The sequence below is a fragment of the Flavobacteriales bacterium genome (assembly GCA_016715895.1).
In the GTDB taxonomy this organism is placed as follows: Bacteria; Bacteroidota; Bacteroidia; order Flavobacteriales_F; family PHOS-HE28; genus PHOS-HE28.
In genome coordinates this window covers 463,960-482,427 of the sequence record JADJXH010000003.1, presented here as the reverse complement: position 1 = coordinate 482,427, position 18,468 = coordinate 463,960, and the positions used below count along the sequence as shown (strand labels likewise).

Below are 18,468 nucleotides of genomic sequence, written 5' to 3'. Positions count from 1 at the left end.
GTAGCCGGGGCGGACCGGGCAAGATCCCACGCTCCCCCACCATCCGGGCACGACGGCATCCCCGCATCCGGTACTTTTCCAGCATGATGATCCGCTCCCTTCGCGTCCTGATCCTGGTGCTGAACGCCTTCGCCCTTGTCCCCGCCTTCGCCCAGGAGGACACCGTGCGCGTGCAGACCCTCACCTACGACAGCATCACCACCCGGCGCGGCTGGTGGGTGTTCCCGGATGACTCGCACACCTACCGCAAGGTGTTGATGCACCACACCCTGAAGTGCGATCCGCAGACCACGCAGGACCAGTATGCCTGCGGCGAGTGGGACTACCTCACCTACAACCTCATCCACGAGCACACCGGCGTGCTGGACAGCAATGCGCTGCAGCATCCCTGGTTCAAGGTGGGCGCCGCCAGCCCGAACAGCGTGGAGCGGGCCCCGGTGCCGAGCTACGACATCCGGCAGCTGCTCGCGCCGCGCCGCACGGTGACCGGGACGATCACCGAGTCCACGCACCCTGTGGGCAGCGGTGGCGCCTGGGATGGCGGCCTGCTGCAGGCCGTGCAGGGCACCAGCCGCACGCAAGCCCTCTACCTGGCCTCCGAGCTTTCCGCGGCGGGTGTGCAACCCGGGCCCATCGAGCAGCTGCGCTTCACCACGGACGCGCAGGGCAACGGAGCCTTCGGCCGCTTCACCATCCGCATGAAGCACAGCACCGCCTCCACCTTGGGCTCCGCGTTCGACGAGGCGGGCCTGACCACCGTGCACGAGGTGGCGCCGGCCTCCCTGGGGACCGCCGCCGGTGAACAGGTGTTCGTCCTGCAACCGCCCTACACGTGGGACGGCACCTCCAACATCCTCGTGGACATGGCCGCGGCGCGCAGTGTGGGCCTGTCGGCCCCGCAGGTGGTGGGCACGGCGATGCCGGACATGGCGGTGCAGGCCGTGGGCCGCGATGGCTACCTGCTGCTGAAGGACGACCTCATCGGCGTGGACCCCGCCCCCATCGCCAACGCCGGTCCGGCGATCACCATCATGTTCCGCGTGTGGGGCGATGCCAGCATCCCCGTGAACACCACGGCGTTCGAGGCGGTGGATGGCCAGGGGCGGCGCGTGCTCAACGTGCACCTGCCCTGGAGCGATGGGCGCGTGTACTGGGATGCCGGGCAGGACGGCACCGGCTTCGACCGCATCGACAAGGCGGCCACCACGCCCAATGTGGAGGGCCAGTGGAACCACTGGGCCTTCGTGAAGAACGCCTCCACCGGCAGCATGAAGATCTACCTCAACGGCGTGCTGTGGCACAGCGGCACGGGCAAAACGCGCCCCATCTCCGGCATCAGCCGCCTGCGCTTCGCCAGCGGCGCCAACGGCGAATTCTCCTACCCCGGCGCGATGGACGAGATCAACGTCTTCAACACCGAGGTGAACGCCACCACCATCGGCGCCTGGGCCAACCGCGCCGTGGACGCCACGCACCCCAACGCCGCCGACCTGCTCTACAGCTTCCACTGCGACGAACTGCCGGGGGAGCACATGCTGGTGAACGCCGCCGACCCCGCGCACAACGCCTGGCCCTTGGGCACCCCGCGCCGCGCCTACCGCGATGCGCCCGAGCTGCATCACACCGCGCAGCCCATCGCCACCCGCGCCGACCTCACCTTCGTGCAGGGCAGCTACTCCACCGTCACGGACACGGTGCTGCTGGAACGCCCCGAGCCGCGCGAATTGCTCACGCAGGAGTACTTCCAGGTGAACGGCAACACCGCGGTGCCGCTGGATACGGTGTTCAGCTGGCTCGGCGGCCACACCCGCACCTATGCACCCGATGGCTCGGTGCTCGACTCGGCCCTGGTGCAGTCCACCCTCGACCTCAACGACACGCTGGACTACTACGGCGTCCCGTTCGAGGTGGTGAACGACTGGGAGATCGGGCGCTACATCACGCCGTACGGCATCGGGCTGTCGCTGGGGCCCCAGGGCTTCCGCTGGACCTTCGACGTCACCGACTACCAGTGGCTGCTGCACGACAGCGTGGAGCTGAGCGCCGGCAACCAGCAGGAGCTGATCGACCTGGATTTCGAGCTGATCGAAGGCACCCCGCCGCGCACCGTGGTGGCCCACCAGCGCCCGTGGGGTGGCCTCACCAGCCGCAGCTATGCTGACCTCAGCAACGACGTGGCCCTGCCACCGGTGACCGTGCAGCTGAGCCCCGCCGCCAGCCAGTGGAGCCTGCGCACCCGCCTCACCGGCCACGGCCACAACAGCAACAACGGCCAATATCCGCACTGCTGCGAGTGGAAGGACAACACCCACTACCTCTACCTCAACGGCGCCGAACAGGACGCCTGGCATATCTGGCAGACGAACGACTGCGCGCTGAACCCCGTGTACCCGCAGGGCGGCACCTGGCTCGGCAGCCGCGAAGGCTGGTGCCCGGGCGACCTGGTGAAGGACCATGAGGTGCAGCTGCCCGGCCTGTCGCCCGGTGGCACCGCCACGCTGGACTACCGCATCACCCCGGTGCCCGCCAACAACCAGGGCATGGGCGGTGGCAACTACGTGATCAACATGGACCTGCTGGAGTTCGGCGCAGCCGCCCATGCGCTCGATGCCGAGATCGTGGAGGTGCAGCGCCCCAGCACCACGGACATGCACCGCCGCAACAACCCGCTGTGCCACGACCCGCTGGTGGTGCTGCGCAACGCGGGTGCACAGGACCTCACCAGCGTCACCTTCACCTACGGCGTGGAGGGCGGAACCCCGATGAGCTGGACCTGGACCGGCCTGCTGAAGCACATGGAGCGCACCGAGGTGGTGCTGCCGGTGGATGGCGCGGGCTTCTGGGTGGGCACCGATCCGTCGGTCTTCACCGTCAGCGTGAGCGCGCCCAATGGCGGGGCCGATGCCAACCCGGTGAACGACAGCTACCGCACCGCCTTCGCGCTGCCGGCCGTGTATCCGGAGACCATCGTGGTGAACTACAAGACCAACAACTTCCCCGGCGAGAACAGCCTCAGCGTCCGCGATGTATACGGCAGCACCATCTTCGAACGCACGAACCACGCGGCCAACACCACCTACAACGACACGCTGACGCTCTTCGCCGGCTGCTACACGGTGGAGTTCCTCGACACCGGCAACGACGGCCTCAGCTACTGGGCCGATCCGGGGGCAGGCAACGGCTACTTCCGCCTGCGCCGCACCACGGGCAGCATCCTCAAGAGCTTCGACCCCGAGTTCGGCCGCAGCATCAAGTGGTCGTTCACCAGCGGTGCGCTGGTGGGCGTGGAGGAGCTGGTCCCCGCCGCTGCGCTGGAGGCCTGGCCCAACCCCACCAACGGCCTGCTGACCATGGGCGTGGAGGGGATCCTGGGCGATGCGCTCGTGGAGGTGCTGGACATGCGCGGGGCCGTGGTGATGCGGCAGCAGCGTGCGCTGCACGGCGGCGACCGCCTCTCGCTCGACCTGTCCGGCATGGCCGACGGCCTCTACGAGGTGCGGGTCACCGGTCCCGATCGCCGGGCCCAGGCGCGCGTGGTGAAGCAGTGACCAGCACTTGCCCGGCCCCCGCGGGGCCATGTGCACATCGAGGAACTCGGCCCCGCTGATGCCGGCCTGGAGGAGCCTGCGCAGGTAGGCGGAGGCGCGGCGCCGATCGAAGGTGCTGCGACGATCCCGGTGCGGCCGACCGCCGTGCATGGCACCGGTGATCGACCCTGCTCCACCCTTCCTTCGCGCAAGGCTACGGCGAAGACAGCACCAACTTCGTCCCAGCGAGCCACCGTGCTCCATCGCGCAGATGCACGAAATAAAGGCCGGCCGGATAGCGCGAGAGCTCCAGCGAATGCATGGTCGCGGTGGCCGGCACCGCCTCCTCATGGACCAAGTTCCCTTCCGCGCTGACCAAGGCCAGACGTAGGTTCTTTCTTTCCAGGCCTTGCGGCAGGGCAATGTGCACCGTGGCCTGGTCGCGGGCCGGGTTCGGGTACACCTCCAAGACATCGCCCAGGTCGGTCACCTGCTCCTCCAACCCATCGAACACCTGGCAGCCGGGCACCAAACATCCGAAACTGTCCACCTTCACCAACCAGGCATCCTGGCTCACCAGCAGGCTGTCGAAGGCCGTGCCCGCCATGATGTAGCCCCCGTCCAGCGTGCGCTTCACATCGTAGAAATAATGATCCACCTGGGTGTTGGTGTGGTAGGTGCGCTCCCAGCGTTTCGTGCCTGAGGCATCCACATGCATGAGCATGCCGATCACATTGGTGTTATCGTCATACCGCCCTCCCGACATGGTGTAGCCATCCTGCGTGCGGATCGGGATGGCGAAGAACACCCCCCATTCATCAGGGTCGTACGTCTCGTTCCAGATCACGGCTCCGGTCTTGTCCAGTCGATAAAGACATGGATGTAGAAAGTCAAGTTCCAATTCGCGCCTTGCACCCGCCAGGAGGTACCCGCTATCCGGCAGTTGCAGGATGAAGCCCGCGTTGTCGATCCACGCACTGCCATACCACTGGTGCCATTGCTGGTGGCCTGCGCTATCCGTCTTCACCACGTACATGTTCACGTGGTCGTTGTTGAAGTACTTGAACCCGCTGAGCACATAGCCACCGTCCAGGGTGCGCTGCCCGCTCAGGCATTGCTGGTCCTCCGGGCCGCCGTATCGGCGCGTCCACAGCGTATCCCCGTTCGCGTCGGTGCGGATCAGGCGCATGTCGTAACCGACATTCGTATAGACCGTGCCGAAGAGCGCGAAACCGCTGTCCGGTAGTAGGTCCAAACAGTTCACGTTATCGAACGCTGCGATCGATCCGTAGCCACGCGACCACATCGTGTCACCATTCAAGGCATAGCGCATGAGCATTCCATCCACATCACCACCCGAGCTTCGTGAACCGGCATGTACATAACCATCGGAGTATACTGAGATCAAAGAGCCCGAGGCGCCGATCGAATAGCTATAAGGGGGAAAACTATCCTGATGGACCACAACGGCTGAACCCGACGACGATATTTCGTGCAAGGCGAGGCCGCTACCTTGTGCTGATTGATTGAATCGGACAACCGTTCGGTATGTGCTATCGCTCAGTTGTAACACGGACCCTGCGGCATTCGCCACACCACCAATGTCATACGTACGGCTCCAGCGATCCTGTGCGAGGAGCGACGAGGTCAACAACCAAGAGATCATCACAAGAGCCCGCATCGCCTCAACGCGTTACAACCACACGGCCGGTGAGGACCTCTTGGCCTGCGTATCCTTGTATGTGGTAAAGACCAGCTGTGAAGTTGGCGGTCTCGATCTGAAATAGCATTCCGCCATTCACGTTCCTGCTGTACACGAGATCGCCGTTCGTATTGAACATCCGCAGTTCATCCAATGCAATTGTGCTTGAGATCGTCACGAAGGAAGTAGCCGGATTCGGTGCAATGGTCCAATTGGCTGCCGGCTGGATCGCAGCAGAGTAAGGAGCATCCAGTCGTTTCTCCGGCAGCGTATCGTTCATCAGCCACGGTACACGCTTGTAAGGGGTGCGGTAGGCCAGTGACAGCAGCGCCTGTGCGCTCGGACTGCCATAGGGGTTCTCTTCCACCATGGCCTCCAGTAGCGCGTGCTGCGCCGGGGTCATGTTCTCCGGTGATATCTGGGCGTTCAGCAAGCTCAGCTGTAGCTGGACAAGAGTGGTGTGCGCGCTGGGCGTACCACCTCCTTGGGCGATGATGAGGTCGATGATGGAATCGGCCTCGGCGTACATCGCCTTGCTCATGTCGGTGAACCACACCCCTGCAAGGTATGCGTCGCGTGGCGGACCAGTGAGGCACGGCCTCAGCACTTGCCCGGCCCCCGCGGGGCCAGGTGCACATCGAGGAACTCGGCCCAGCTGATGCCGGCCTGGCCCAGGAGCCTGCGCAGGTAGGTGATGACGTCGGCCCGTTCGGCCAGCGATGCATCCTCGAGGTGGAAGACCAGCACCCCCGCCCACAGGCAGGTGTACTCGATGCCCACACCCTTCTCACGCCCCACCAGTGCGGCGAGCTTCGCGGCCGCATCGGCCTGCAGGCTTTCCACCTTCACCACGGCCAGCACGTCCGAGCCTTCGGTGCCTGCTTCGGCCCGCAGGGGCAGCATGCCGATCATGAAGAACGCGACGAGGGGAAGAACGAGCGAACGCAGCATGGCTTGGCTTTTTCGCCAATTTCGGCACGTGCACCCCGGCCGACCATGACCTCGGACAGGTGCCCCCCACCGAACGAACCCCTTCCGCCATGCCCATCCGGATGACCCCCGACGACCCGCAGCCGCGGCGCAGCTCCCCCACCCCTTCCCGTCGCGGTGGCGGCGGTGGCGGCGGCATGGGGTCGTTGCTACCCATGCTCATCGGCCTGCTGATGAAGAACCCCAAGCTGATGCTGGTGATGCTCGTCGGCTTCGGGCTCTTCTACTTCCTGGGGGGCATGAAGGGCTGTGCGGGCAGCGGTCCCGGCGGCGACATGATCAGCCAGCTCGCCTCCTTCGCCACGGGCGCCAACTTCGATCCCAAGCTCTACGACCAGGCCGAGGTGTACGAACCCCTGGCCGACAACGTGAAGAACCCGCTGCCCGAGCGGGTGACCTTGGAGAAGTTCTGTCCGCCACGCCTCAACCAGGGCCAGCAGGGCAGCTGCGTGGCCTGGGCCAGCGCCTACGCCGCGCGCACCATCGTGCAGGCCAAGGCCACCGGCGCCACGCCCACCACGGCCGAGGCCTTCAGCCCCAGCTACCTCTACAACCAGATCAAGATCGAGAACAGCGACTGCCAGGGCAGCTACATCTACCGCGCCATGGAGAACATGCTGGACGGCGGTGTGCTGCCCTTCAGCCGCTTCGCCTACACCGACCAGACCTGCAGCAAGCAGCCGACCGACCAGGAGCGCCAGCAGGCCCGGCAGTACCGGATCAAGGGCTTTCAGCGCCTCACGCTCGGGGCCGACGAGCAGCGCACCGACATGCTCGCCATGAAGCAGCACCTCGCGCAGGGCTCGCCCATCGTCATCGGCATGATGGTCGGCGGCAGCTTCATGCAGGAGATGGAAGGCCAGGAGGCCTGGCTGCCCACCGAGCGGGACTATGCCCAGGCCGGCTTCGGCGGCCATGCCATGTGCGTGGTGGGCTATGACGATTACAAGTTCGGCGACACCGGCGGCTTCCTGATCATGAACAGCTGGGGCCCCGAGTGGGGCCGCAACGGCATGGCCTGGGTGCCCTACCCCGTGTTCGACCACTTCGGCAAGGAGGCCTACGCCGTGTACCCGCAGGGTGAAGGCGTGGATGTGAAGCCCTCCAGCTTCGATGTGCGCTTCGGCTTCGTGAACAACGCCGACAAGGCCAACATCCCGCTGCGCAGCACCGGCGGCAATGTGTTCCGCACGGTGAGTCCCATCGCCAAGGGCACCCGCTTCAAAGTGGAGGTGACCAACAACACCGAGTGCTACACCTACCTCTTCGGCGAGGAGACCGACGGCAGCACCTACGTCCTCTTCCCCTACACCGAGAAGCACTCGCCCTACTGCGGCATCACCGGCACGCGGCTCTTCCCCAGCGACCACAGCCTGGAGGCCGACGCGGTGGGCTCCGTGGACGTGATGGCCGTGGTGGTGTACAACCAGCCCATCGACTACCGCAAGCTGAACGACCAGCTGAAGGCCAGCACGGCCCAAGGGCTGGCGGCGAAGCTGCAGGAGGTGCTGGGGAACGAGCTGAGCACCGGCGTGCGCTTCACCGACGGGGAGACCATCGGTGCCACGGGTCCGGCGGACCGGAACGCGGTGGCCGTGGTGCTGGAGCTGGAGAAGCGCTGAGCGGGTCCATGGGGAACGTGCCGCTCCCGGCTCCGGGATCGTGCCCCCCCCTAACCAAAGTTGACCCCCCGCGAGCTCCTTGGGAAGCCCGGATGCAGGAACTTGGCCGCACGGCCCCGAACGCCGTTCCGCCATGCTGCGCCAGACCCTCCTCCTCGTCGCCGTTCTGTTCACCCTTCCAGCCTGGACGCAGCAGGCCTGGCGTCCCGGCGAAGTGCTGGTGCGCCTCGCCCGTGGCCACGCGATGGCCGATGTGGAACGCGCGCTCCGGCCGCAGCTTCCCGCAGGGCTTGAGCTGTGGTCGGCGGAGCCCCTGGGCGAACGGTCGCGCTACCACCGCGTGGTGGTGCAGGGCGGTGGCCTCAGTGAGCACGAGCTTGCGGCCCTCGTCGTCGGGCTGCCCGGCGTGGAGGCCGTCTCGCTCAACCACCTGGTGCACCGTCGCGCCCAGCCCAACGACCCGCAGTACGGCAGCCAGTGGCACCTGGCCGACATGAACGTGGAGCCCGTTTGGAACAGCACCACCGGCGGCGCCATGGCCAACGGGCAACGCATCGCCGTGGGCATCATCGACAGCGGTGTGGAAGGTGGGCATCCCGACCTGGCGGACAACATCGCCGTGGACGCCCCCGCAAGCGACGCGCATGGCACCCAGGTGGCCGGTGTGGTGGGCGCGGTGGGCGACAACGGCATCGGGGTCAGCGGCGTGAACTGGGACGTGGACCTGGTGAGCACGGCATCGGTGAACGACCTAAGCGATGCCTTCACGCAGTTCCAGTTCTGCCTCAACCAGCGCACCCTGTTCAACCAGAGCAACGGGGCTCAGGGGCGCCTCTTCGTGGCGCTCACCATCTCGTGGGGGATCCCCGGCGTGGACTGCGGGTTCGGCGAGCCCCTGTTCGATGACCTCGGCGCAGCGGGCATCCTGGTGGTGACCGCCGGCCCCAACGACCCCACCGACATCGATGTGGTGGACGACTACCCGGCCACCTGTCCGAATGCCAACAACATCGTGGTGACGAGCTACGGACCGCTGAACGAAGTGCCCTTCGCTGTGGGGAACAACACGGTACAGCTGCTCGCCCCCGGAGTGGATATCCCCACCACCGACCTCGGCGGCGGGACCATCCTGGCCGACGGCAACTCATTCGCCATACCGGCCGTGGCGGGGGCGGTCGCCCTCCTGTACAGCAACGACTGCGTGACCTTTGCCCAAGGCACGACCGGCGCGCCGCAGGCCACGGCCCAGCAGGTGAAGCAGGCCATCCTCAATGGTGTGGCGCCCTTCCCCGGCGGTAACGCCATCACCATCACCGGCGGCAAGCTGGACGTGCACACCGCCTATCAATCGTTACTGGCGCAATGCCCCGCGTGCGACACCTTGACCGTTGAGCTCAACACCCCGGCCGGGAGCACCGCGCAGTACGTCCTGCTCAACGGCGCCGGCACCAGCATCGCGCAAGGAACCGGTGGAAGCATTGCGATCTGTGCGGCAGAGGGCTGCTTCAGCGCCACCGTGGTCGATGGCACCCTGCAACCCCTGGATGGGACGTTCACGGTCCTGTTCCAAGGCGGCGTCATCCAGTCCGGAGATATCGTCAACGGTGCGCTGAGCTTCACCGTGGGTACGGTGATCCCCGGCTGCACGGATCCCAGCGCCCTCAACTACGACCCTGCCGCCACCTGTGATGACGGCAGCTGCTGCACCGGCGACGTCGTCCAGATCATCGTGCCTGCGGCCGACTTCGAGAGCACCGGTGCGGTGGATGCCCTGGTCGTGGTCGGAACGGACACCGTGATCGAGGCCACCTACACCATCGCACCCTCGGCAGCCACCGGCGCCACCTCGGCCGCGGTGGTCACGTTCTGCAGCGTGCCCGGTTGCGCCCAAGTGACCTTGAGCAACGCCACGATCCCGCTCAACGTCGAGTCCTACCTCGGCCTCATCACGACCGGCGGCACCACCTACAGCAGCTTCGACACCCAACAGGGCTTCTCCGGCCCCCTCGGCGCGCTGGCCGAGGTCTGCGACGGGCTGGACAATGACTGCGACGGACTGGTGGACGAGGATTTCATCTGGTATGTGGATGCCGATGGCGATGGCTGGGGCCTTGCCGGTAGCGATAGCGTGACCTGCACCCCGCCGGTGGGCGCCTTCAGTCAGCTGGTGGGTGATTGTGACGATCTGAACACCGCCATCTTCCCCGGTGCGGGCGACCTGTGCGCGGAAGCGGACGGCATCGACAACGATTGCAACGGGCTTGCTGACGACCAGGACGGAGCGTTCTGGTTCCTGGACAGCGACCAGGACGGCTGGGGCAACGATCAGGAGTTCATCCAGGCCTGCACGCCACCCACAGGGTATTCCGCCCAGTTCGGCGATTGCGACGACGGTGATGCGGCGGTGAACCCGGGCGCAGCCGAGGCTTGCGACGGCCTCGACAACGACTGCGACGGCACGGCGGATGAGGATTTCCTGTGGTACACCGACGCGGACGGTGACGGCTTCGGCGCGGAGGGTGCTGAAGGCGTGGCCGCCTGTGTGCAGCCGCCTGGAACAGCCGCGCAGGCCGGTGATTGTGACGATGCCCGGGACACCGTGTTCCCCGGAGCCCCCGAACTGTGCGACGGACGTGATAACGACTGCGACGGCGTCGCCGATGAGGACTTCTTCTGGTTCGTGGATGCGGACAACGACGGCTTCGGCGATCCGGCCTCCGTGGTGTTCAGCTGCACCCCAGTGGCCGGCCGCATCACCACCGGCGGCGATTGCGACGACAGCACCGCCGCGCTCACCATCGTGGGTGCGGCCTGCGATGACGGCGACCCGGCCACCTTCGGCGACCGCATCACGCCGGACTGCCTGTGCCTGGGCTTCATGGAGGGCTCCTGTCCGGCGGGCGAGATCGAGGACTGCAACGGGAACTGCGCCCCGCTCGAGTGGGCGGGCGACGGCTTCTGCGACGACGGAAGCTTCGAGTGGAACGGCAACTTCATCGACCTCACCTGTGCTGCGTTGGGGTCGGACGGCGGTGACTGCGGCCCCAGCTGCCCGAACGAGCTCTGCGATGGCGTGGACAACGACTGCGACGGGCTCATCGACGAGGACTTCTTCTGGTACACCGATGCCGACGGGGATGGCTATGGCGACCAGGCGTCACAGGTGCACAGCTGCACGGTGATCTCCGGGATGATCAACATCGGAGGTGATTGCGACGACGGTGACCCGGCCGTGAACCCGGGTGCGGCCGAGGTGTGCGACGGCGTGGACAACAACTGCGACGGCTTCATTGACGGCACCTCCATCGCGTTCCAGAGCGGCTGCACCAACCCCATGGCGTGCAACTACGACCCCAACGCCATCTGCCCCGATGGAAGCTGTGTGCAGGGAAGCACCATCACGGGCACCGAACGCTATGCCACCAACTTCACCGCCACCGATGTGAACGGCGCGCCGGTGGACCTGTTCGCCCTGCTGGCCCAGGGAAAGACCGTGGTGCTCGACCTCTTCACCACCTGGTGCGCGCCCAGCAACCTGATGAACAACTCGGGTTTCCTGCAGGACTGGTACGCCCACATGGGACCCGACAGCCTGGACCTGATCCGCATGATCAGCGTAGAGATCGAGGACACCGCCACGGTGAACGGGTCGCTCGCCCCCTTCGTGTCCACCATGGATTGGCCGATCATCAACGCCGGCGGTGCAGCCATTGCGCAGCAGTACGGCGCGCTGGATCTGTATGAAGGCTTTGTTCCCACCTTGGTGATGATCTGCCCGGACCGCTCGGCCCGGATGATCTATGGTGCATCAGGCCTGGATGAGCTGCCCCAGACCGGCATCTTCCAGTATGACCCGACCGCAGCGTTGGAGCTGCTCAACGAGCGCTGCGGTTGCCGCGGTGTGCCGTGCCTGGCCAATGTGGGCTGCATGGATGTGAACGCCTGCGACTACGATCCCGCCGCCACCTGCCCCGGCCCCTGCGCCCAGGCTCAGGAGTGGTTCGTGGACAACGATGGCGACGGGTATGGCACCACTTCGATCGGCACCGCCTGCACCCAGCCGGCCAGCTCAGCCGCGCTCTCCGGCGACTGCGATGACACCGATGCATCCGTCCAATTCGGATTCAGCTTGTTCGTGCTGACGGACGATCCCGATGTCGAGGGGTCCGCACATTACATGATCCAACAGGGGACGACGCTGATCGAGGGTGATCTCGCCCTGCCGCTCGGAACACAAGGGATCGGCGAACTCCCGGTCTGCATCGGCGACGGCTGCTTCAGCATTACCATCACGCCGAACGATGTGCCGCTCTTCGCCGAGAGCTACCTCCTGTTCGCCACAGCGCCGGAAGATCCGGTCGCGTTCTCCACGGCGGACGGTTACCAGACCACCGGTTCCGAAGAGGTCTGTGACGGGGAGGACAATGATTGCGATGGCGTGGTGGACGAGGGCTGTGTGCAGGTGGCAGCGCGGGTCTTCCTGGACGGCCCCTTCAACCCGGGAACCGGGCTGATGAACGATGGCATGCGCGTCCTGGGCCTGGTGCCGACGACCGAGCCGTACGCCGGCCTTGGATACGTGCATGCCGGTGGCGGTGGTGGCGAGTCCACCAGCCCTGCTGTGCTGGCGGTGACCGGTCCGGATGCCGTCGTGGACTGGGTGCTGGTCGAGCTCCGCTCCCCCTCTGACCCGTCACAGATCGTGGGATCCCGTGCCGCCCTGCTGCAGCGCGATGGGGATGTGGTGGACACCGATGGCCTTTCCCCGGTCCAGTTCACGGTGGCGCCCGGCGATCACTTCGTCGCCCTGCGCCATCGCAACCACCTGGGCTGCATGACCGCCAGCGCGCTGTCCCTGGGCGCAGCCGTCACCACGGTCGACCTGACCCTGTCCAGCACCACCACCTTCGGCACCAACGCCTGCCGCGTGGACGGCGCGCTCCAGCTGCTGTGGTGCGGCGACGTCACGTTCAACGGCCAGGTGAAATACGCCGGTGGCGGCAATGACCGGGACCCCATCCTGGTCCGGATCGGGGGCGCGCTGCCCACGGCCACGGCCACCGGATATCACCCCGAGGATGTGAACCTCAACGGCCAGGTGAAGTACGCCGGCAGTGCCAATGATCGCGATCCGATCCTGGTGACCGTGGGTGGTGCGGTGCCCACGGCCGTGCGTACCCAGCAGCTCCCCTAGGCGGGGCGTGGGGCGACGGTGGACCGGTGGCTGAAGCGATCCTTCGCTGCGGCGGCGCGTTGCGGTACGCGCTGCTCGTGCACACTAACTAAAGTTCTATTGACCCACCCTGCCGCTGGGGATAGGTTTGGCCACTGCCGAACGGACGCCTCCATGAAAGCCAACAGCACTTCCTTGTTCCTCCTCATGACGGCCGCATGCCTGTTGGGTTCGCTGCCTGCATCCGCGAACAACATCAGCATTTCTGCCGGCACCCTCACCGGAAATACCGGGACGGTGGTGGATGTGCAGTTCGACCTCAGCTGGGAGAACAGTTGGCGGATCGATCCGGACAGATGGGATGCCGCATGGGTATTCGTGAAGTACCGCAACGCAGGCACCGGCCTTTGGGAACATGCCCGATTGGGGGATGATGCGACCCATCAGGCGGGCAGTGGAACACCATCGACGATCTCCACCGGCCTGCTGGATCCGGCCTTGCCCTTTGATGCCGGGACCAACTGGGGGGTCGGTGTGTTCATCCACCGGAGCGCAGCGGGATCGGGGACCTTCACCACCACCGATGTCAAGCTTCGATGGAATTACGCGCAGAACGGCATCGCGTACACGGAGATCGCCGATGTGCAGGTGTTCGCCGTGGAGATGGTGCGCATTCCGGAAGGACCTTTCCATGTTGGAAGTGGCGGCACGGAGCCCGGTAGCTTCACCGATGGGGCTTGGGGGTCAGGACCCACCATTCCATTCCTCATCACGTCGGAGAACGCGCTCACGATCGCCCCGAACGCGGGCTCGTTGTGGGGTACATCGTCGTCAGGGAACAGCTCCATCGGCGGCACCGGAACATTGCCCGCCGCCTTCCCGAAGGGCTACAAGGCCTTCTACATGATGAAGCACGAGCTGACCATGCAGCAATACGCCGACTTCCTGAACACCCTGACCCGCACGCAACAGAACACCCGGACCGCCACCGATATCGCCCCCGGCATCTTCATCGTGAACAACTATTTCGTGATGGTCAACAGTTCGGGCCCGTTCCCGACCATCCGGAGCGGCATCCGGTGCGATGTGAACGTGAACCCCACGGCCCCCATCACCTTCTACTGCGACCTGAACAACAACGGTGTGGGCGGGGAGGCCGATGATGGTGCATGGGTACCGTGCAACCCCTTGAGCTGGGCCGACATCGCCGCCTATCTGGATTGGAGCGGACTTCGGCCCATGACGGAGTTGGAGTTCGAAAAGGCGTGCCGCGGAAGCCTACTTCCCGTGGCGGGTGAGTACGCGTGGGGCACCACGAACAGCACCCGGGCCAACAGTATCGTGGACCCGGGTGCGAACACCGAGTCGGTGAGCCCGGTCGGCGCGAACGCGAACCACTTCCAGGACGGGTTCTTCTCCTTGGGACCGGTTCGCGTGGGCGCGTTCGCCACGGGAAGTTCGGACCGAGAGCTTGCCGGCGCCGGGTACTACGGGAACTTGGAACTGTCCGGGAACATGATGGAGAAACCCGTTACGGTCGGCAATGCCACGGGTCGCGCGTTCACCGGTGCGCTTGGGAACGGTGCCCTGAGCGCCGTGGGCCAGGCGGACGTGCCGGCGTGGCCAGGCACGAACGCCATTGGCATCGGGTTCCGCGGGGGGGATTATGTCAACCAGGTAGCGTTCCTGCGAACGTCCGATCGTACCAACGCCAACACGGTCAGTTCCAATCGTGGCCAGGGCAGCGGGCGGGGTGTGCGCTGAACCGGGATGAACACCATCGCACCCCCCGAGACCATGCTGCACCGGTCCGCCGTCCCCTCGATCCACAGGCTCCTTCTCCCGATCCTGTTCATCGTGCCGTTCACTACACGGGCACAGTATCTCGGCGGGGTCGGCGGTGGCTATGCCACGCTGAACTTCGTCGCGCCGCAGGCCATCACCACGGGCTCGCTGAACGGACCGATCTGTGCAGGTTCCGGCTTAATTGTGCCCTTCGAGGCCGAAGCAGGTCTGTTCGATCCGGGCAATGTCTTCACTGCCCAGTTGAGCGATGCCACCGGCAGCTTCGCAGCACCCGCCCTCATCGGCAGCCTTTCAGGCACCCTCGGGGACACCATCCAGGCCGTGATCCCGGCCGGAACGCCGGCCGGCAGCGGATACCGCATTCGCGTGGTGAGCAGCGACCCTGTCGTGCCGGGCACGAACAATGGGACTGACATTGCCATCACCGCCCCGCCCCTTTGGTACGCGGACCTGGATGGCGACGGCTTCGGTGCCGGTCCGGCGGTCCAGAGTTGCGCGGCCCCTGCGAACCACGTGGCCAACAATTTCGACTGCGATGATTCGGACAACGCCATCACCGCCATCGGGTCGGCCTGTGATGATGGGGATCCGGCCACGACCAACGACGTGCTCACCGTGGCCTGCGTGTGTCAAGGCACCCGCAGCGCGGTCTACAGCGGTGGCATCGGCAGTGGCTACACGGTCCTTGCCTTCGTGGCGCCGCCCTCCCTCACCGCCGGAAGCGTGAGCGGGCCCCTCTGCGCGGGGACCACCCTGGACCTGTCCTTCGTCGTGGGGGGCGCCTTCAACGTGGGCAACAGCTTCACCGCGGAGCTGAGCGACGCCAACGGCAGCTTCGCCTCCCCCACGGCCATCGGGGCCGTTGTCGGCACCACCGGAGGCTCCATCACCGCCACCGTGCCTCCAGGCACGCACGATGGGACGGGCTACCGCATCCGGGTGGTCGGCAGCGATCCGCTGATCACCGGCACCGACAATGGAGCCGACATCACGATCCAGAACTGCGTGCTGGTCTCCGTGCGCGCCATGCTCGAAGGCCCGTACTCCAGCACGACCGGTCTGATGAACGATGCGCTGCGCAGCCTGGGCACCTTCCCGCTCGTCGATCCCTATCCCGGGCTCGGCTACACGCACGTCGGCGGCGGCAACGATGCGGCGATCGACCCGGCTGTGCTCAACATCACAGGCAACGACGCCATCGTCGACTGGGTGCTGCTTGAACTGCGCGACGCGAACACCCCCGCCACGGTCGTTTCGTCCCGGAGCGCACTGGTCCAGCGGGATGGTGATGTCGTGGAACCGGACGGCGTCTCGCCGGTCCGCTTCCCAATTGCCACGGGCAACTACCACCTGGCCGTGCGGCACCGCAATCACCTGGGCTGCATGACCGCAGGCCCGCTCGCCCTCGGTCCCGGCAGCACCACCGTGGACCTGACCACCCTGGCCACGCCCACCTTCGGAACGAATGCCAGGAAGGCGAGCGGGGGTGCCGTGAACCTGCAACTCCTCTGGGCCGGGGACGTCACCTTCAACGGACAGGTGAAGTACGCCGGTGGCGGCAATGACCGCGACCCCATCCTGGTCCGCATCGGGGGCAACGTACCCACGAACACGGCGAACGGCTACTTTCCCGAGGATGTGAACCTCAACGGCCAGGTGAAGTATGCCGGCAGCGCCAACGACCGGGATCCGATCCTGGTGAACATCGGTGGGTCCGTGCCCACGGCCGTCCGCACCCAGCAGCTTCCCTGAACGCCGCACCGGGCGATCAGCCCCCTCCGCATCATGCTGGCGGATCGGCCCTGCTGCGCCTGTCCCCGCACGCGGAGCACACCGCCTACCTTTCGGGCACATCGCCCATGCGCAACCGCCTTCTCCTGATCCTGGTGGCCCTCTTCGGCGCCGCCCAGTTCATCCGACCCGCGCGCACGGCCGAGCCGCTGGACCCCTCCCGCGACCTCATCGCGCTCACCGGCCCATCCGCCGAGGTGGAGCAGCTGCTGCGCGCGGCCTGCACCGACTGCCACAGCGGTCAGCCCCGCTATCCGTGGTACGCGGCCATCACACCCGTGAACTGGTGGCTGCAGCACCACATCGACGAGGGCCGCGAGCACTTCGACGCCTCCAACTGGGGCAGCTACCCGGCCGATGACCGCGCCCATGTGGCCGATGAGGCCATCGAGATGATCAAGAAGGAGGAGATGCCGCTCACCGAGTACACGTGGACGCACGGTGACGCCCGCCTTTCCAAGGAGCAGCGCGTGGCGCTCACCGGGTATTTCAGCGGGCTGGCCGGCGGCGGTTCGTCCGAGCAGACGGACTAGACCGGCACTGCCTCCAGGTGGTGCTCCCGCGCCGCGGTGATCCGCACCTCGGCGAAGTCGCCGATGCGGAGGTAGTTGCCCTCGGTGGGGATCAGCACCTCGTTGTCCACCTCGGGGCTGTCGAACTCGGTGCGGGCGATGTAATGCCCGCCTTCCGCCTTGTCCACCAGCACGCGGAAGACCCTGCCCACCTTGGTCTGGTTCAACTCCAGGCTGATGCCGGCCTGAAGGTCCATGATCTCCTGGGCGCGCTGTTCCTTCACCTCGGCGGGCACGTCGTCCTCCATCGAATGGGCGTGCGTCTGCTCCTCGTGGCTGTAGGTGAAGGCCCCCAGCCGGTCGAAGCGCATGCGTTCGATCCAGCGCAGGTTGTCGGCATGGTCCGCTTCGGTCTCGCCCGGGAAACCGGCGATGAGCGTGGTGCGGATGGCGATGCCGGGCACCTTGTCGCGGATGGTGTTCACCAAGGCCTCGGTCTTCTCCTGCGTGATGCCGCGCCGCATGCGCGTAAGCATGCGGGTGCTGCCGTGCTGCAGCGGCATGTCCAGGTAGTTGCAGATGTTCGTCCGCGCGCGCATCACGTCCAGCACCTCCATCGGGAAACCGCTGGGGAAGGCGTAGTGCAGTCGGATCCAGTCGATGCCCCCCACATCGCTCAAGCGTTCGAGCAGTTCGGCCAGGTTGCGTTTGCCGTACAGGTCGAGCCCGTAATACGTCAGGTCCTGCGCGATCAGCATGAGCTCTTTCACCCCCTGCGCGGCGAGGTTCCGGGCGTTGGTGACGAGCTGCTCCATGGGCGTGCTGACGTGCCTGCCGCGCATGAGCGGGATGGCGCAGAAGGAGCACTTGCGGTCGCAGCCCTCGCTGATCTTGAAGTAGGCGAAGTGCGCCGGGGTGGTGAGGAGCCGCTCCCCCACCAGCTCGTGCTTGTAGTCGGCCTTGAGGGTCTTGAGCAGGCGGGGCAGGTCTCGCGTGCCGAACCAGGCGTCCACCTGGGGAATGCCCTCCTTCAGTTCCGGTGCGTAGCGCTGGCTGAGGCAGCCGGTCACGTACACCTTCTCCACCTCGCCGCGGTCCTTGGCCGCCGCCCAGCCCAGGATGGTGTCGATGCTCTCCTGCTTGGCGTTCTCGATGAAGCCGCAGGTGTTGATCACCACCACATTGTGGCCATCGGGCCGGGCCTCGTGCTCCACGGCGATGCCGTTGGCCTTCAGCTGGGCCATCATCACCTCGCTGTCGAAGGTGTTCTTGGAGCAGCCGAGGGTGACGACGTTGACCTTGGTGGGCTTGCGGGTGCGGGCCTTCATGCGGTGGCGCCGGGAGC

The 18,468-nt window shown here is 66.1% G+C and carries 10 protein-coding genes; 6 read left to right on the top strand and 4 right to left on the bottom strand.

Annotated elements, in window-relative coordinates; all coding sequences use genetic code 11:
• Window positions 1–83: 83 nt before the first annotated feature.
• Window positions 84–3,548, top strand: a complete 3,465-nt coding sequence (locus IPM49_02250) for a T9SS type A sorting domain-containing protein (GenBank protein ID MBK9273347.1) — start codon at window positions 84–86, stop codon at window positions 3,546–3,548.
• Window positions 3,549–3,741: 193 nt separating this feature from the next.
• On the opposite strand, the gene IPM49_02245 is transcribed toward IPM49_02250, so the two are convergent.
• The 3 genes from IPM49_02245 to IPM49_02235 form a co-directional block, all read right to left on the bottom strand.
• Window positions 3,742–4,860, bottom strand: coding sequence for a T9SS type A sorting domain-containing protein (locus tag IPM49_02245; protein MBK9273346.1), 1,119 nt, complete (start codon window positions 4,858–4,860; stop codon window positions 3,742–3,744).
• Window positions 4,861–5,212: 352 nt separating this feature from the next.
• Window positions 5,213–5,785, bottom strand: a complete 573-nt coding sequence (locus IPM49_02240; protein ID MBK9273345.1) for a T9SS type A sorting domain-containing protein — start codon at window positions 5,783–5,785, stop codon at window positions 5,213–5,215.
• Between the two features lie 44 nt (window positions 5,786–5,829).
• Window positions 5,830–6,180 (bottom strand): hypothetical protein, encoded by a 351-nt coding sequence (locus IPM49_02235; protein MBK9273344.1) that lies wholly within the window; start codon window positions 6,178–6,180, stop codon window positions 5,830–5,832.
• Between the two features lie 89 nt (window positions 6,181–6,269).
• Here IPM49_02235 and IPM49_02230 point away from each other — a divergent pair, with 89 nt between their 5' ends.
• The 5 genes from IPM49_02230 (at window position 6,270) to IPM49_02210 (ending at window position 17,144) form a co-directional block, all read left to right on the top strand.
• A complete protein-coding gene (locus tag IPM49_02230) occupies window positions 6,270–7,841 on the top strand; it encodes a peptidase C1 (GenBank protein MBK9273343.1) in 1,572 nt (523 codons plus the stop codon).
• Between the two features lie 133 nt (window positions 7,842–7,974).
• A complete protein-coding gene (locus tag IPM49_02225) occupies window positions 7,975–13,035 on the top strand; it encodes a S8 family serine peptidase (GenBank protein ID MBK9273342.1) in 5,061 nt (1,686 codons plus the stop codon).
• Window positions 13,036–13,221: 186 nt separating this feature from the next.
• Window positions 13,222–14,778, top strand: coding sequence for an SUMF1/EgtB/PvdO family nonheme iron enzyme (locus IPM49_02220; protein ID MBK9273341.1), 1,557 nt, complete (start codon window positions 13,222–13,224; stop codon window positions 14,776–14,778).
• 33 nt (window positions 14,779–14,811) lie between these two features.
• Window positions 14,812–16,572 carry a hypothetical protein gene (locus IPM49_02215; protein MBK9273340.1) on the top strand — a complete coding sequence of 587 codons (1,761 nt, stop codon included), beginning with the start codon at window positions 14,812–14,814 and terminating at the stop codon, window positions 16,570–16,572.
• Window positions 16,573–16,679: 107 nt separating this feature from the next.
• On the top strand, window positions 16,680–17,144 hold the full coding sequence (locus tag IPM49_02210) for a heme-binding domain-containing protein (GenBank protein MBK9273339.1): 465 nt from the start codon (window positions 16,680–16,682) through the stop codon (window positions 17,142–17,144).
• Here IPM49_02210 and rimO read toward each other — a convergent pair.
• Window positions 17,141–18,451, bottom strand: coding sequence for a 30S ribosomal protein S12 methylthiotransferase RimO (rimO, locus tag IPM49_02205; protein MBK9273338.1), 1,311 nt, complete (start codon window positions 18,449–18,451; stop codon window positions 17,141–17,143). The two genes, IPM49_02210 and rimO, sit on opposite strands and share 4 nt — an antisense overlap.
• Window positions 18,452–18,468: the final 17 nt, after the last annotated feature.

Excerpts from the sequence above, each read along its gene's own strand:
- IPM49_02250 (MBK9273347.1), top strand. The coding sequence starts at position 84 with ATGATGATCCGCTCCCTTCGCGTCCTGATCCTGGTGCTGAACGCCTTC.
- IPM49_02245 (MBK9273346.1), bottom strand. The coding sequence starts at position 4,860 with ATGCGCTATGCCTTGAATGGTGACACGATGTGGTCGCGTGGCTACGGA.
- IPM49_02235 (MBK9273344.1), bottom strand. The coding sequence starts at position 6,180 with ATGCTGCGTTCGCTCGTTCTTCCCCTCGTCGCGTTCTTCATGATCGGC.
- IPM49_02230 (MBK9273343.1), top strand. The coding sequence starts at position 6,270 with ATGCCCATCCGGATGACCCCCGACGACCCGCAGCCGCGGCGCAGCTCC.
- IPM49_02225 (MBK9273342.1), top strand. The coding sequence starts at position 7,975 with ATGCTGCGCCAGACCCTCCTCCTCGTCGCCGTTCTGTTCACCCTTCCA.
- IPM49_02220 (MBK9273341.1), top strand. The coding sequence starts at position 13,222 with ATGACGGCCGCATGCCTGTTGGGTTCGCTGCCTGCATCCGCGAACAAC.
- IPM49_02215 (MBK9273340.1), top strand. The coding sequence starts at position 14,812 with ATGCTGCACCGGTCCGCCGTCCCCTCGATCCACAGGCTCCTTCTCCCG.
- IPM49_02210 (MBK9273339.1), top strand. The coding sequence starts at position 16,680 with ATGCGCAACCGCCTTCTCCTGATCCTGGTGGCCCTCTTCGGCGCCGCC.
- rimO (MBK9273338.1), bottom strand. The coding sequence starts at position 18,451 with ATGAAGGCCCGCACCCGCAAGCCCACCAAGGTCAACGTCGTCACCCTC.